Origin of the sequence: Dactylosporangium sp. NPDC005555 (assembly GCF_040605635.1) — a bacterium.
In the GTDB taxonomy this organism is placed as follows: Bacteria; Actinomycetota; Actinomycetes; order Mycobacteriales; family Micromonosporaceae; genus Dactylosporangium.
The window spans coordinates 220,951-235,283 of sequence record NZ_JBEXDG010000010.1 but is presented as its reverse complement, the minus strand read 5'-3'; the positions used below and the strand labels follow the sequence as shown (position 1 = coordinate 235,283).

Annotated in this window: 12 protein-coding genes and 1 pseudogene; 9 read left to right on the top strand and 4 right to left on the bottom strand. The window is 72.2% G+C overall.

What is annotated here, in order from left to right; genetic code table 11:
* Nucleotides 1-8 precede the first annotated feature (8 nt).
* The 6 genes and pseudogenes from ABZS58_RS14690 to ABZS58_RS14665 form a co-directional block, all read left to right on the top strand.
* Nucleotides 9-1,601: pseudogene (locus ABZS58_RS14690) on the top strand (ribulokinase); the annotation flags it as partial.
* Nucleotides 1,598-2,272 (top strand): L-ribulose-5-phosphate 4-epimerase, encoded by a 675-nt coding sequence (locus ABZS58_RS14685; protein WP_354781438.1) that lies wholly within the window; start codon nucleotides 1,598-1,600, stop codon nucleotides 2,270-2,272. The pseudogene ABZS58_RS14690 and the gene ABZS58_RS14685, both read left to right, overlap by 4 nt.
* Nucleotides 2,269-3,750, top strand: coding sequence for an L-arabinose isomerase (araA, locus tag ABZS58_RS14680; RefSeq protein WP_354781436.1), 1,482 nt, complete (start codon nucleotides 2,269-2,271; stop codon nucleotides 3,748-3,750). Before ABZS58_RS14685 ends, araA begins: the two co-directional genes overlap by 4 nt.
* A gap of 33 nt (nucleotides 3,751-3,783) precedes the next feature.
* Nucleotides 3,784-4,173, top strand: coding sequence for a VOC family protein (locus ABZS58_RS14675; protein ID WP_354781434.1), 390 nt, complete (start codon nucleotides 3,784-3,786; stop codon nucleotides 4,171-4,173).
* A gap of 79 nt (nucleotides 4,174-4,252) precedes the next feature.
* On the top strand, nucleotides 4,253-5,092 hold the full coding sequence (locus tag ABZS58_RS14670; protein ID WP_354781432.1) for a lysophospholipase: 840 nt from the start codon (nucleotides 4,253-4,255) through the stop codon (nucleotides 5,090-5,092).
* A 34-nt stretch (nucleotides 5,093-5,126) separates the two neighbouring features.
* Nucleotides 5,127-5,483: a tetratricopeptide repeat protein gene (locus ABZS58_RS14665; RefSeq protein WP_354781430.1), complete on the top strand. Its 357-nt coding sequence runs from the start codon at nucleotides 5,127-5,129 to the stop codon at nucleotides 5,481-5,483.
* Between the two features lie 4 nt (nucleotides 5,484-5,487).
* On the opposite strand, the gene ABZS58_RS14660 is transcribed toward ABZS58_RS14665, so the two are convergent.
* The 4 genes from ABZS58_RS14660 to ABZS58_RS14645 form a co-directional block, all read right to left on the bottom strand.
* Entirely contained in the window at nucleotides 5,488-5,820 is a 333-nt protein-coding gene (locus tag ABZS58_RS14660) for a hypothetical protein (protein WP_354781428.1), read from the bottom strand.
* Between the two features lie 65 nt (nucleotides 5,821-5,885).
* Nucleotides 5,886-6,248, bottom strand: coding sequence for a hypothetical protein (locus ABZS58_RS14655; RefSeq protein ID WP_354781426.1), 363 nt, complete (start codon nucleotides 6,246-6,248; stop codon nucleotides 5,886-5,888).
* A gap of 58 nt (nucleotides 6,249-6,306) precedes the next feature.
* A complete protein-coding gene (locus ABZS58_RS14650) occupies nucleotides 6,307-7,980 on the bottom strand; it encodes an ATP-binding protein (RefSeq protein ID WP_354781424.1) in 1,674 nt (557 codons plus the stop codon).
* A 64-nt stretch (nucleotides 7,981-8,044) separates the two neighbouring features.
* A complete protein-coding gene (locus tag ABZS58_RS14645; RefSeq protein ID WP_354781422.1) occupies nucleotides 8,045-8,734 on the bottom strand; it encodes a response regulator transcription factor in 690 nt (229 codons plus the stop codon).
* Between the two features lie 114 nt (nucleotides 8,735-8,848).
* On the opposite strand from ABZS58_RS14645, the gene asnB reads away from it, so the two are divergent.
* The 3 genes from asnB to fusA all read left to right on the top strand — a co-directional run bounded on the left by asnB (nucleotide 8,849) and on the right by fusA (nucleotide 14,289).
* Nucleotides 8,849-10,723 (top strand): asparagine synthase (glutamine-hydrolyzing), encoded by a 1,875-nt coding sequence (asnB, locus tag ABZS58_RS14640; RefSeq protein WP_354781420.1) that lies wholly within the window; start codon nucleotides 8,849-8,851, stop codon nucleotides 10,721-10,723.
* A gap of 74 nt (nucleotides 10,724-10,797) precedes the next feature.
* Nucleotides 10,798-12,102 carry an MFS transporter gene (locus tag ABZS58_RS14635; RefSeq protein WP_354781418.1) on the top strand — a complete coding sequence of 435 codons (1,305 nt, stop codon included), beginning with the start codon at nucleotides 10,798-10,800 and terminating at the stop codon, nucleotides 12,100-12,102.
* A 195-nt stretch (nucleotides 12,103-12,297) separates the two neighbouring features.
* On the top strand, nucleotides 12,298-14,289 hold the full coding sequence (gene fusA, locus ABZS58_RS14630; protein WP_354781416.1) for an elongation factor G: 1,992 nt from the start codon (nucleotides 12,298-12,300) through the stop codon (nucleotides 14,287-14,289).
* Nucleotides 14,290-14,333: the final 44 nt, after the last annotated feature.

Sequence of the window (14,333 nt, the reverse complement as noted above, 5' to 3'; positions counted from 1 at the left end):
AACCCTCGTATGTAGTCGGGGTCGACTACGGCACCCTGTCCGGCCGGGCCGTCGTGGTCCGGGTCGCCGACGGTGCCGAGGTGGGCACAGCCGTCCACGAGTACCGGCACGGTGCGGTCGAGCGGACCCTACCGTCGACGGGCGAGCCGCTGCCCCCGCACTGGGCGCTGCAGGTGCCTTCGGACTGGCTCGATGTGCTCCGCAATGCGGTGCCGGCTGCCCTGAACGGTATCGACCCGGCGGACGTGGTCGGCATCGCGACGGACTTCACGGCGTGCACGTTCCTGCCGGTGCTCGCCGACGGCACGCCGTTGAGCGACGTCCTGCCTTCGGAGAAGCACGCCTACCCGAAGCTGTGGAAGCACCACGCCGCGCAGCGCCAGGCGGACCGGATCAACCGGCTCGCCGAGGAGCGCGGCGAGGCGTGGCTGGCCCGGTACGGCGGGAAACTGTCGGCGGAGTGGCAGCTGGCGAAGGCGCTGCAGGTCCTGGAGGAGGACCCCGGCGTGTTCGCGCGGGCCGAGCGCTTCATCGAGGCCGCCGACTGGATCGTCTGGCAGCTGACCGGCGTCGAGACCCGCAACGCGTGCACCGCCGGCTACAAGGGCGCGCACCAGGACGGCGGCTACCCGCCGCGGGACTACTTCGAGGCGCTGCACCCGGCCTTCGGCGCGTTCCTGGACAAGGTCGACGGGCCGCTGTCGCCGCTCGGCGGGCTCGCCGGCCGGCTGACCGCCGAGGCCGCCGCGTGGACCGGGCTGCCGGAGGGGATCGCGGTCGCCGTCGGCAACGTCGACGCCCACGTGACCGCCCCGGCCGCGCAGGCCGTCGACGCCGGGCAGCTCGTCGCCATCATGGGCACCTCCACGTGCCACGTGATGAGCGGCGCCGTCCTGGCCGACGTGCCCGGCATGTGCGGGGTGGTCGCCGACGGGATCGTCCCCGGCCTGTACGGCTACGAGGCCGGCCAGTCCGGGGTCGGCGACATCTTCGGCTGGTTCGCCACGTTCGCGTCCGCGGACCACGACCGGCTCACCGCCGCGGCCGCCGCGCAGCGCCCCGGCCAGCACGGCCTGGTCGCGCTGGACTGGCACAACGGCAACCGGTCGGTCCTCGTCGACCACCACCTGTCCGGTGTCATCGTCGGGCAGACCCTCGCGACCCGGCCCGAGGACATGTACCGGGCGCTGATCGAGGCGACCGCCTACGGCACCCGCACCATCGTCGAGACCCTCGAGACGGCCGGGGTGCCGGTGACCGAGTTCATCGCCGCGGGCGGGCTGCTGAAGAACACGTTCCTCATGCAGGTCTACAGCGACGTGCTGCGCCGCCCGATCAGCGTCATCGACTCCGAGCAGGGCCCCGCGCTCGGCTCGGCGATCCACGCCGCGGTCGCCGCCGGGGAATACCCGGACGTGCGGGCCGCCGCGGCGGCGATGGGCAAGGTCAAGCGGGCCGTCTACACCCCCGACGACGCCGCCGCCGACGTCTACGACCGACTCTACGCCGAGTACCGGCAGCTGCATGACTACTTCGGCCGTCCCGGGGGCAACGAGGTGCTGCACCGCCTCCGGTCGCTGCGCGAAGAGGTGGCCCAGTGATCTCGAAGCTCAGGCAGGAGGTCTGCGACCTGCACGCGGAGCTGATCCGCTGGGGCCTGGTCACCTGGACGTCGGGCAACGTGTCGGCCCGCGTCCCCGGCGAGGACCTCCTCGTCATCAAGCCGTCCGGGGTCGGCTACCACGAGCTGACCCCGTCGAAGATGGTGATCTGCGACCTCGACGGCAAGCTCGTCGAGGGGGAGCACGCACCGTCGTCGGACACCGAGGCGCACGCCTACGTGTACAAGCACATGCCGCACGTCGGCGGGGTCGTGCACACGCACAGCCCCTACGCGACGGCGTGGGCCGCCCGCGGCGAGCCGATCCCGTGCTCGATCACCGCCATGGCCGACGAGTTCGGCGGTGACATCCCGGTCGGGCCGTTCGCGCTGATCGGCTCCGACGCGATCGGCCGCGGCATCGTCGACACGCTCACCGGCCACCCCTCGCCGGCCGTGCTGATGCTGCAGCACGGACCGTTCACCATCGGCGCCACCGCGAAGGCCGCCGTGAAGGCCGCCGTCATGTGCGAGGACGTCGCCAGGACCATGCACTTCGCCCGGCAGCTGGGCGCCGTCGAGCGGCTGCCGGACCAGGCCGTCGCCTCGCTGCACGACCGCTACCAGAACGTCTACGGCCAGCCTCAGGGCGGGCAGAGGAGCACATCATGACGCACGAGGTCTGGTTCCTGACCGGCAGCCAGGGGCTCTACGGCCCCGAGACGCTCGACCAGGTCGCGACCCAGTCGAGGCAGATCGCCGCGACCCTGGACGAGTCGCCGGACATCGCGGTGCGCGTGGTGTGGAAGCCGGTGCTCACCAGCGCCGGCGACATCCTGCGGATCTGTCTGGAGGCGAACGCCGACCCGTCGGTCGTCGGTGTGGTCGCGTGGATGCACACGTTCTCGCCGGCCAAGATGTGGATCGCCGGCCTGGACGCGCTGCGCACGCCGCTGCTGCACCTGCACACGCAGGCCAACGTGGCGCTGCCGTGGGCCGAGATCGACATGGACTTCATGAACCTCAACCAGGCCGCGCACGGCGACCGCGAGTTCGGCTACATCCAGTCCCGGCTCGGTGTGGCCCGCAAGACCGTCGCCGGGCACGTCAGCGACCCGCGGGTCACCGCCCGCATCGGCGCCTGGGCGCGCGCGGCGCGCGGGTACACCGACATGCGGTCGCTGAAGCTGGCCCGCTTCGGCGACAACATGCGCGACGTCGCCGTCACTGAGGGCGACAAGGTCGAGGCGCAGCTGCGCTTCGGCGTCTCCGTCAACACGTACGGCGTGAACGACCTCGTCGAGGCCGTCGACGCGACCCTCGACGCGGACGTCGACAACCTGGTCAAGGAGTACCACGACACCTACCGGGTGTCGGATGCCCTGAAAGCCGATCGGGCGGACTCGCTGCGCTACGCGGCCCGCATCGAGCTCGGCCTGCGCGCGTTCCTCACCGCCGGCGGGTTCGGCGCCTTCACCACCAACTTCGAGGACCTCGGCGGGCTGCGCCAGCTGCCGGGCCTCGCCGTCCAGCGGCTCATGGCCGACGGGTACGGCTTCGGCGGCGAAGGCGACTGGAAGACCTCCGTCCTCGTGCGCACCCTCAAGTCGATGGCCCCGGGCGGCGGCACGTCGTTCATGGAGGACTACACCTACGACCTGACCCCGGGCAGCGAGGTCATCCTCGGCGCGCACATGCTGGAGGTGTGCCCGAGCATCGCGTTGGACACCCCGTCGTGCGAGATCCACCCGCTCGGCATCGGCGGCCGCGAGGACCCGGTCCGGCTGGTCTTCGACGCCACGCCCGGTCCGGCCGTCGTCCTCGGCCTCGCCGACCTCGGCGAGCGCTTCCGCCTCGTCGCCAACGAGATCGACGTGGTGACGCCGACCGCGCCGCTGCCGAAGCTGCCGGTCGCCCGCGCCGTCTGGAAGCCGCGGCCCGACCTGTCGACGTCGGCGGAGTCGTGGCTCACCGCCGGAGGACCGCACCACACCGTGTTGTCCTTCGCCGTCGGTACCGAGGAACTGCAGGACCTCGCGGACATGACCGGCACGGAACTGCTCGTCATCGACGGCGACACGACCGTCCGGCAGTTCACGAAGGAGGTCCGCTGGAACCAGGCGTACCATCGCCTGGCCCGCGGTTTCTGAAATCTCGCTTGCCGGATCTGATGAGGTGGTCGCATGACCGTTCGCATCAGGCACATCACCGTCGACTGCGCGAAATGCTACGACCTGTCCCTGTTCTGGGCCGCAGTCACGGGCTTCCGCGAGGATCCCGACGACCCGAACCTGCCCGAGCACACCGAGGCGGCGCTCAACGCCCCGGACGGGCAGCCCGGGATGCTGTTCATCCAGGTGCCGGAGGGCAAGACCGGCAAGAACCGCGTCCACCTCGACCTGCAGCCGACCGACGCCGGCCGGGACGCCGAGGTCGAGCGTATCCTCGGCCTCGGGGCGACCCTCGTCGCCGACTTCCGCAAGGCCGACGGCACCGGCTGGGTCACCCTGGCCGACCCGGAGGGCAACGAGTTCTGCGTGGAGCGCAGCGCCGCCGAGCGCGCCGCGTCCTGAGCCTGTCCCTGCGCCGTTTCTTGCGGGCGGCGCAGGGACAGCCTTGCCTACCTTTCGTTCAGGGCGGACCATGCAAGCCATGCAGCGCGAGGAGCACAGCTTCACCGGCGGCGGCGGGGTCCGCATCGTCTACGACGCCTGGACGCCCCAGAGCCGGCCGGGGGGCGTCGAGGGTGTCGTCGTGCTCACCCACGGCATGGGGGAGCACGCCCGGCGCTACGACCACGTCGTCGCCCGGCTCGGCGAGCTCGGCCTGGCCGTCTACGCCCCCGACCACCGCGGCCACGGCCGCTCCGGCGGCAAGCGGATGTACCTGCGCAGCATCTCCGAGTACACCGACGACCTGCACCTGCTCTTCGGCGAGGTCGCCACCCGGCACCCCGGCCAGGTGCCGTTCCTCATCGGGCACAGCATGGGCGCCATGATCGCCCTCGCCTACGCCCTGGAGCACCAGGCGTCGCTGCGCGCCCTGGCGCTGTCCGGCACGCCGGTCGTGCCCGGCACCGGCATCGGCAAGCCCGCGATCGCCGTCGCGAAGGTCCTCGGCCGGATCGCGCCCGCGACCCCCGTGCAGGCCCTCGACTCGAAGTACATCTCGAAGGACCCCGCGGTCGTCGCCGCCTACGACGCCGACCCGCTCGTCCACCACGGCAAGGTCCCGGCCGGCATCGGCGGCGCCATGCTCACCCAGATGGCCGTGTTCCAGCGCCGCCTGCCGGAGCTCACGCTGCCGACGCTCGTCCTGCACGGCGCGGCGGACAAGCTCGTCGACCCGGCCGGCAGCCGCCTCATCGCCGACACCGCCGGCTCGCAGGACCTCACCCTGCACATCTACGAGGGACTGCACCACGAGGTCTTCAACGAGCCCGAGCAGGACCGCGTCCTCGACGACCTGATCGGGTGGCTGAAGAGCCACTAGGAATGTCCCGGCGTCCCGGGTGGTTGATGCGGTCATGAACGACGTCATGGCCGAGTACCGCAGGGGAGTCCTCTACTTCGACGCCGGCGACCCGATCGAGGCCGCGAAGATCCTCGCCACCGTGCTGGACGAGGAGCCCGGCAACGCGGAGGTGCGGCTGTGGCTGGCCCGCGCCTATTTCGCCTCGGCCCAGCTGCACCGCGCCGAGACGCACCTGCGCGCCCTGGTGGACCGCGACCCGACCGACCACTACGCCCACCACCTGCTCGGCCGCACCTTGCAGCGGCAGAGCAGGCAGCGTGAGGCCCTGCCGTTCCTGCGCCTGGCCGCGGCGATGGCGGCCGTCCCCGACTACGCCGACGCCGTCCGCCGCTGCGAGGGCGCCTCCTGACGCCCTAGCGGAGCGGCTCGGGGCGGCGGGCCCGGGCGGGGAGCAGGACCGCGGTGAGCGCGACGAGCGTGAGCAGCCCGGCCGCGGCGAGGACCGCGTCGTGCGGTGCCGGCTCGGTGGCCCGGGCGGCCTCGATGATGCCGGGGTGGATCTGCGCGGGTGGCAGGTCCCCCTGGCGCGGCGCCGTCTCGACGTACCGGTAGCTGTGCAGGACGTGGAGCAGCGACACCGCGGTGAGCGACCCCGTCCACGGCACCGGGTGGTGGATGAGCAGTCCCAGCACGTGCGCCGTGGCGAACGCGAGGACCGACCATCGTGGCACCACGTCGACCAGCACGCCGGCGATCATGTCACCGCGCGGGCGGCCCGGTTGTCCGTCGTCCGGGTGGCAGGTCCGCCCTGTCAGCCCCGCGTGCCGTCCTGCCGGGCGTCGAGGATCCGGCGGGTCTCCCGGTTCATCTCGTTGGTGCGGCGCTGCATCGCCTCGAGGTCGAAGCGCGGGTCGCCGGCGAGGTCGAGGATCACCTTGAGGCTGGACGGGTCGTACTTCACGCCGATGATGTCCGCCTCGACCGGCTTGCGTTCGGCGATGTAGAACGCCTGCCTGACGTTTGCCTGGAACGGCGCGCGGCCCTCGGGCCGGACCTCGAGGACGAAGTCGTACTTGGGCTTCTCGTTGGAGCTGAACGTGGAGTGTTCCTTCGCGGACAGCACCAGCGCCTGCGCGCCGATGCCGTTCTTGCGGATCCGCCGGTTCTCGAACATGACTGCACTGTATTGATCATTCCGCGGCGGTGGTTGTCGGTGTTGTGACTAGGCCGGGTCAGGCGCTGAGCGTCTTCGTGCCCACGGGCAGGGTGCAGCGGAACGTGGAGCCGGCGCCGAGGGTGCTCCGCACGGTGAGGTCGCCGGCGTGGTCGTGGACGATCTGGCGGGCGATGGTCAGGCCCAGGCCGCTGCCGCCGGTCGCGCGGTCGCGGGCCGGGTCGGCGCGCCAGAAGCGCTGGAAGACGAAGGGCAGGTCGTCGGCGGCGATGCCGCAGCCGGTGTCGCTGACCTCGACGGCGAAACGGTCCGCGTCCGGGAAGGCCCGCAGGGCGACGTGGCCGCCGGGATCGGTGTACCTGATGGCGTTGCCGATGAGGTTGCCGAGCACCTGGCGGAGACGGTCGTGGTCGGCGTGGACGGGCAGCGGGCCGGCGGTCTCCGCGGTCAGGCGGACGCCGGCGGCCTCGGCGACGGCGAGGTGCGCGACCCTGGCCGTGTCGACGAGGTCGGCCAGATCGAAGTCGCTGCGGCGGTACGTGAGATGCCCCGCCTCCGCCAGGGTCAGGTCCTGCAGGTCGTCGAGGATGCGCCGCTGCAGCTCGGCCTCGTCGTGCAGTGAGCTGAACAGCTCCCGGCTCGGCGGGACGAGCCCGTCCTGCAGCGCCTCGAGGTAGCCGAGCAGGTTGGACAACGGCGTGCGCAGCTCGTGCGCGACGCTGGCGACGAGGCGGCGCTGCGCCTGCTCGGAAGCCTCCAGGGCGGACGCCATCCGGTTGAACGAGTCCGACAGCTGACCGAGCTCGTCGCGGCCGCCGGAGCGCACGCGGGTGTCGAGGTGCCCGTCGGCGAGGCGGCGGGACGCGGCGGTGAGGTCACGGACGGGCCGGCTGACATGCCGGGCGATGGCGGCGGTGCCGAGGATGACCAGGATCAGCACACCGCCGCCGGCCACGGTGCCGGGGCGGCTGATGAGGTTCGTGGCGTCGTCGGCGACGGCTCCCAGGTACAGCTGCAGCGGCTCCGGCGCGAACATCGCGATCCGCGTGCCGAACGCCTTCGTCAGGCACTGCGCCTGTTCCTTCTCGGCGCGGCAGCCGGCCACGAACGGCTCGTCGCCGGGCTGGTCCTGCCCGGTCGCGACGGTGGCCCTCTGGTGGCAGCCGTGGTCGTCGGCGACGTCGCCGTCGGTGACCGGGACGCCGTATTCGTTGAGGCGCACCGAAGGAGGCAGGACGAAGGCCTCCGTGAGGCAGCGCGCGAGGAGCACCGTGCTACGGAACTCGACGAGCTCCAGCAGCGTCACGTGCTCGAGCACCGTGACGCCGGTCTTCTCCTCAGCGGCCGTGCGCCGCTTCGACAGGATCTCCTGCGGAAACTGCAGCGTCGGCCGCGGGTCGACGAGGGCAGGCGGGCTGACGACGGGACGGGCGGCGCGGTTGGCGAGGTGGTCGCTGTCGACGGTCACCTGGCCGTACAGGTTGGTCAGCCGGATCCGCTGCTGGTTGGTCTTCGACAGCCGGCCGACGAGGACGTCGACGCCGGCCCAGGTGCCGTGGCGCATCGCGTACTCCCGGACGGCCGCGACCGTGGTGACCTCGTTGCGGGTGGCGGTCTGCTGCGAATCGGCGATCTGCAGGGCGGTCAGCCGCACGCTCAGCCACGCGGTGACCCCGACCGCGATCACCGCGATCAGCAGTACCAGCCCGAACACCCGGAACCGGAAGCTCATGCCGCCACCGCCACCGCCGCCGCCTCCGCTGCGCCTCGGCCTGAGCCGCTGCGCTCCGGGCCGCTCATGCCGACTCGTTCAGCCGGTAGCCGCGGCCGTAGACCGTCTGCACGTAGCGCGGGTCCGCCGGGTCGGACTCGATCTTGCGGCGGAGGTTGACCACGTGCGCGTCGACGGTGCGCTCGGAGACGTCGCGTTCGAAGCCGAAGACGCGGTTGATGATCTCGCCGCGGGTGAAGACCCGGCCGGGCTCGCCGGCGAGGAGCTCCAGGATGCCGAACTCCTTCGCCGTCAGCACGACCGCGCCGCCGTCGACGCGGACCTCGAAGCGGCCGGCGTCCACCACGAGGTCGCCTACCCGCAGGACCTGCTGGTGGCCGGGACTGCCGATGCCGGAGCGGCGCAGCAGCGCCCGTACCCGCGCGGCGAGCTCCCGCGGCGAGACCGGCTTCGTCATGTAGTCGTCGGCGCCGAGGTCCAGCCCGAGCAGCAGGTCGTCCTCCGTCGAGCGGGCCGTCACCAGCAGGATCGCCACCGTCGACTCGGCGCGGATGATCCGGCACACGTCGAGGCCGTCGACCAGCGGCATCATCACGTCCAGGACCAGCAGGTCGGGCCGGCGGGACCGGCACTGCTCCAGGGCCAGCCGGCCGTTGGGGACGGTCAGCACGCTGTGGCCGTCCCGCTCCAGGTACAGGCGGATCAGCTCGGCCTGCTTCGGGTCGTCTTCGGCGACCAGGATCCGTGCGCTCATCGCCGATCATTGTCGCGCGCCGGTTGTGAAGAACCTGCGAAACCTTCTCCGGGTTTCGATCCGGCGCACACTTCTTCATCAGTTCCCAACCGCCGGCTCCCTACCTTCGCCGACATGTGTGGATTCCTGGTGTTCGTGAGCGCCGACGGCGCCGCCGGTGAGGTCGCGACCGACGAGCTGGCCGCCGCGCTGGACCTGCTGCGCCACCGCGGCCCCGACGAGACGACCCTGCACGTGGAGGGCGGTGCCGCGTTCGGCTTCCAGCGGCTCGCCATCGTCGACGTCGCGCACGGCCGGCAGCCGGTCACGTGGGGCGCGTGGACGGTCGTGTTCAACGGCGAGGTGTACAACTTCCTGCAGCTGCGCGCCGAGCTGATCCGCGACCACGCGGCGGTCTTCGCCACCGAGGGGGAGGCGGAGGTCCTCGCGGCGGCGTTCCACCACTGGGGGCCGTCGGCGGTCCGGCGGCTGCGGGGCATGTTCGCGATCGTGGCCCTCGACAGGGCGTCGGGCACCGTGCACGCGTTCCGGGATCCGTTCGGGATCAAGCCGCTGTATCACCTGAGCACGTCCGAAGGCCTGTACCTGGCGAGCGAGAAGAAGGCGCTGCTGCCGTTCGCCGGCACCGCCACCCGGGTGGACACGGCGGCGCTGTCGCACTACCTGACGCTGCAGTACGTGCCGGAGCCGGCGACGCTGCATCCGTCGGTGCGCCGCCTCGCCGCCGGCCACGCCCTGACCTCGACGGCCGGCAACACCGAGGTGTCAGCGTATTTCCGGCACGCGTTGCAGCCCTCGGCGCGCCCCGCGCAGGACGCGATCGCCGCCGTGCGCGACGCGCTGCGCGACAGCGTGCACGCACACCTGCAGTCCGAGGTGCCCCTCGGTGCGTTCCTGTCCAGCGGCATCGACTCGACCGCCGTCGTCGCCCTCGCCCGCGAGCGGCATCCCGGGATCCGCACGTACACCGTCGGCTTCGACGACGAGCGCTACAGCGAGATCGAGGCCGCCGCCGAGACCGCCGCCGCGCTCGGCGTCGACCTGACCGCGACCCTGGTCCACGACGCCGACGTGATCGCCGCCCTGCCGCGCATCGTGTGGCACCTCGACGACCCTGTGGCCGACCCGGCGATCGTCCCGCTGTGGTTCCTCGCGCGTACCGCCGCCAGAGACGTCACGGTCGTGCTGTCCGGGGAGGGCGCCGACGAGCTCTTCGCCGGCTACGAGATCTACCGCGAGCCGGCCGCGCTCGCCGGGGTCGCCGCGCTGCCCGCCGCCCTGCGCCGCGGCCTGCGCGCCGTGTCGGCGGTCATGCCCGAGGGGGTGCGCGGCAAGAGCTTCCTGGAGCGGGCCACCACCCCGATCGACGAGCGCTACTACGGCAACGCCCGCATCTTCGGCACCGCCGAGAAGGCCCGCCTCATGCGTGGCCCCGCCGACCCGCACACGACGGTCACGGCTCCCCTGTACGCGGCGGCCGCCGCCCTCGACGACGTCGCCACCATGCAGTACGTGGACCTGCACACCTGGCTGCCCGGCGACATCCTCACCAAGGCCGACCGGATGTCGATGGCGCACTCCCTGGAGCTGCGGGTGCCGTTCCTGGACCGGGCCGTCTACGCGGCCGCCGCGTCGCTGCCGACGTCGCTGAAGCTGGCCAGGACCACGAAGTTCGCCCTGCGCGAGGCGATGCGCGGCATCGTGCCCGACGCGGTCGTCGACCGGCGCAAGCTCGGCTTCCCCACCCCGACCAGGGTCTGGCTCCGCGGCGAGATCGGCGCCTGGGCCGGCGACGTGTTCGCCACCGCCGGCGTCGACCACCTGCTCGACGTCGGCCACGTCCAGCGCCTGCTCACCGCCCACCGCCGCGGCGACGCCGACCACTCCCGCAAGATCTGGACGGTGCTGATGTTCTGCCTCTGGTACGGGATTTCCGCAAACCCCGGTTCCCTGCGGGGCGTGGCCCCGGGGTACGCGGAGCGGAGGTGACACGACCGTGGCGGTGATCACTTCACGGCACGGGGCGCGGACAGCGGACGCGCGAGAGGTGGAGTCTGGCGGTCATGCGCGCAGCCACCACCGAAGACGCCGCGCGGCCGCGGAAGTTCGCCGCGCTGCGGAACAAGGACTGCCGTCCCTACCTGTTCGGCGCGGCGCTGTCGATGATGGCCGACAACATCGAGCACGTCATCACGTACTGGGTGCTGTGGGAGAAGTTCCACTCCCCGGCGCTGTCCGGGTTCCAGGTGATCAGCCACTGGGTGCCGTTCCTGCTGTTCTCGGTCTACTTCGGCTCGCTCGCCGACCGGTTCGACTGCCGGCGGGTCATCCAGGTCGCGCAGATCCTGTTCGCCTCGGTGTCGGTCGCGTGGGGGGTCCTGTTCGTCACCGGGACGCTGCAGGTGTGGCACGCGTGTGTACTGCTCGTGCTGCACGGCCTGGCCGGGTCGCTGTGGGGGCCGGGCGAGCAGCTGATGCTGCACGACTTCGTCGGGGACGAGGACCTGCCCAGCGCGGTTCGGCTCAACGCCACGTTCCGCAGCCTCGGCGTGCTGTTCGGCCCGGTCGTCGGCTCGGCGCTGCTGCTCGGCCTCGGCGCGACCGCCGGCATCTTCGTCAACGTGCTGTTCTTCCTGCCGCTGACGCTGTTCCTGTTCCGCACGAAGTTCACCGGTCACACCCGCGACCACGGGGCGCCGCGGGCCAGGGTCGGGATCATGGACTCGGTGCGGGTGCTCAAGGCCGTCGGCGGCAACCACACGCTCGTCAGCATGATCATCCTGGGTGGTCTCGGGTCGTTCTTCGTCGGCGCGTCGATGCAGTCCGCGATGCCGATCTTCGCCGAGGACCTCGGGGCCGGAAGCGCCGCCACGGGGGAGGGCATCGACGGTGCCAGCCTCGCCTACGGGGTGCTGCTGTTCGCCAACGGCGCCGGCGGCGTCATCGGCGGCCTCCTGCTGGAGGCGACCGGCAGGATCAAGCCGACCGTCCTCGCGGCCGTCATCAGCACCGCCGTCTACGGCGTGACGAGCATGTTCTTCGCGATCACCGACAACTACCTGATCGCGGTGGCGTTGCTGCTCGTCGGCGGGGTCGCCAACCTGGCCGCGATGTCCATCGGGCAGACCGTCGTGCAGCTCCTCGCCCCGCCCGCCGACCGGGGCCGGGTCATCGGCGTCTACGGCGTGTCCGCGCAGGGGCTGCGGGCCGGCAGCGGCTTCACCGTCGGCCTGCTCGGCGCCGCGATCGGCGTGCACTGGTCGCTCGGGTTGAGCGCCGCCGCCCTCTGCGTCTGCACCGCACTCGCGGGGGTCTATGCGTTGAGGGGCCGGAAATCGGTTTCGGTGACGCCGGCAGCGCCCGTATGATCACCGTTACCGTGCTGAGGAAGGGGGAGCCATGCGTTACCGCGTCGTCGTCCCCCAGTCCCGGCACGAGGTGATCCTGGTGTCTTCCTGCCCGCTGGTGTAGGCCCGCGCGGCTGCACCGGCCGGACCCTGCTCGGAAACCGGGCAGGGTAATCGCGCTGCCCTGTTCAGAATTTCCTGAAAGGCCGCAGAGCCGTGCGCACCCATCTGGCAAAGACCCGCAACATCGGCATCCTCGCCCATGTCGACGCCGGCAAGACCACCACCACCGAACGGATCCTGTTCCGCACCGGCGCCACCTACAAGCAGGGCGAGGTCCACGACGGCACCACCGTCACCGACTTCGACGCCCAGGAGCGCCAGCGGGGGATCACGATCTTCGCCGCGGCCGTCAGCTGCACCTGGGACGGCCACCGGATCAACCTCATCGACACACCCGGCCACGTCGACTTCTCCGCCGAGGTCGAGCGCTCGCTGCGCGTCCTCGACGGCGCCGTCGCCGTGTTCGACGGGGTCGCCGGGGTCGAGCCGCAGAGCGAGTCGGTGTGGCGCCAGGCCGACCTGCACGGCGTGCCGCGCATCGCGTTCGTCAACAAGCTCGACCGGGCCTGCGCCGACCTCGACGCCGCGGTCGGCTCGATCCGGACGCGGCTGCACGTGACGCCGCTGGTCGTCCAGCTGCCGATCGGCGCCGAGGAGCAGTTCACCGGCGTCGTCGACCTGGTGACCCGCCGCGCGTTCACCTGGGACGACCAGGCGATGACCGAGATCGAGGTCCCCGACGCCGTGGAGCTCGACCGCAGAAGGCGGATCCTGGAGGAGGCCGTCGCCGGGCTGCACACCGGTGCCCTGGAGGAGTTCGTGGCCGACGACGGGCTCGAGGACACCACGCTGCGCGCCGCGCTGCGCGAGCTGACCATCAGCGGGGCGGGCGTCGTCGTGCTGTGCGGCTCCGCGTACCGGAACCGGGGGATCGAACCGCTGCTCGACGCGGTCGTGGCGTACCTGCCGTCGCCGCTCGACGTCCCGCCGGTCCACCCGGAGCGCCCCGCCACCGCGGACGCGCCGTTCGCCGGCCTGGTCTTCAAGGTGCACGCCGCCACGACCGGGCGCCTCACCTACGTCCGGGTCTACTCCGGCACGATCGCGAAGGGAGCCACCGTGCTCGACACCGGCACCGGCCGCACCGAACGGGTCAGCCGGATCCTGCACGTCCAGGCGGACCGGCACACCGAGCTGGACGACGCTTCCGCGGGCGACATCGTGGCGGTCGTCGGCGTCAAGCACGCGAAGGTCGGCGCGACCCTCTGCGCTCCGGATGCGCCGCTGGTACTGGAGCGGACCGCCACAGCGGAGCCCGTGGTGTCGGTGGCGGTGGAGGCGCGTGCCGCCGCCGACACGGACCGGCTGTCGGTGGCCCTGGCGCGGCTGGTCGACGAGGACCCCTCGCTGGTCGTGCGGGGCGACCCGGAGACGGGCCAGACGGTCCTGTCCGGGCTCGGCGAGCTGCATCTGGAGGTGGCCGTGGAGTCGCTGCGCCGGTCCGGCGTGCCCGTCACCGTCGGCCGCCCCCAGGTCTCCTACCGCGAGACCGTCGTCGCCGGGGTCAGTGGCCTGCTGTACCGGCACGTCAAGCAGGACGGCGGCTCGGGTCAGTACGCGCACGTGCTCATCGACGTCGCCCCGTCGGACGAGCCGTTCGTGTTCGGCTCGACGGTCGTCGGCGGGCGGGTCCCGAAGGAGTACGTCAAGGCGGTCGAGGCCGGCTGCCGCGACGCCCTCGCCGAAGGCCCGCTCGGCGGTCACCCGGTGACGGGCGTGCACGTGACGCTCGTGGACGGCCAGACCCACTCGAAGGACTCCTCCGAGCCGGCCTTCCGCACCGCCGGGCGGCTCGCCCTGCAGCAGGCGCTGCGGCAGAGCGGCATGGCGGTGCTCGAACCGGTCGCGGAGGTCACCGTGACCGCGCCCGACGACGCCGCCGGCGCGGTCCTGGGCGACCTCGCGGCCCGCCGCGGCCGGGTCACCCACTCGACCACCCGCCCCGGCACGGTGGTCGTGACGGCGACCGTGCCCCTGGCGGAGCTGTTCGGCTACGCGACCCGGCTGCGCAGCCGCACCCAGGGCCGGGGCACGTTCACGACCCGGCCGGCCGGCTACCAGCCGGCCCCCGCCAGCGTCGCCTGACGCGAAACGGCGCCGCCCGGATCGATGCCGGGCGGCGCCGTCCT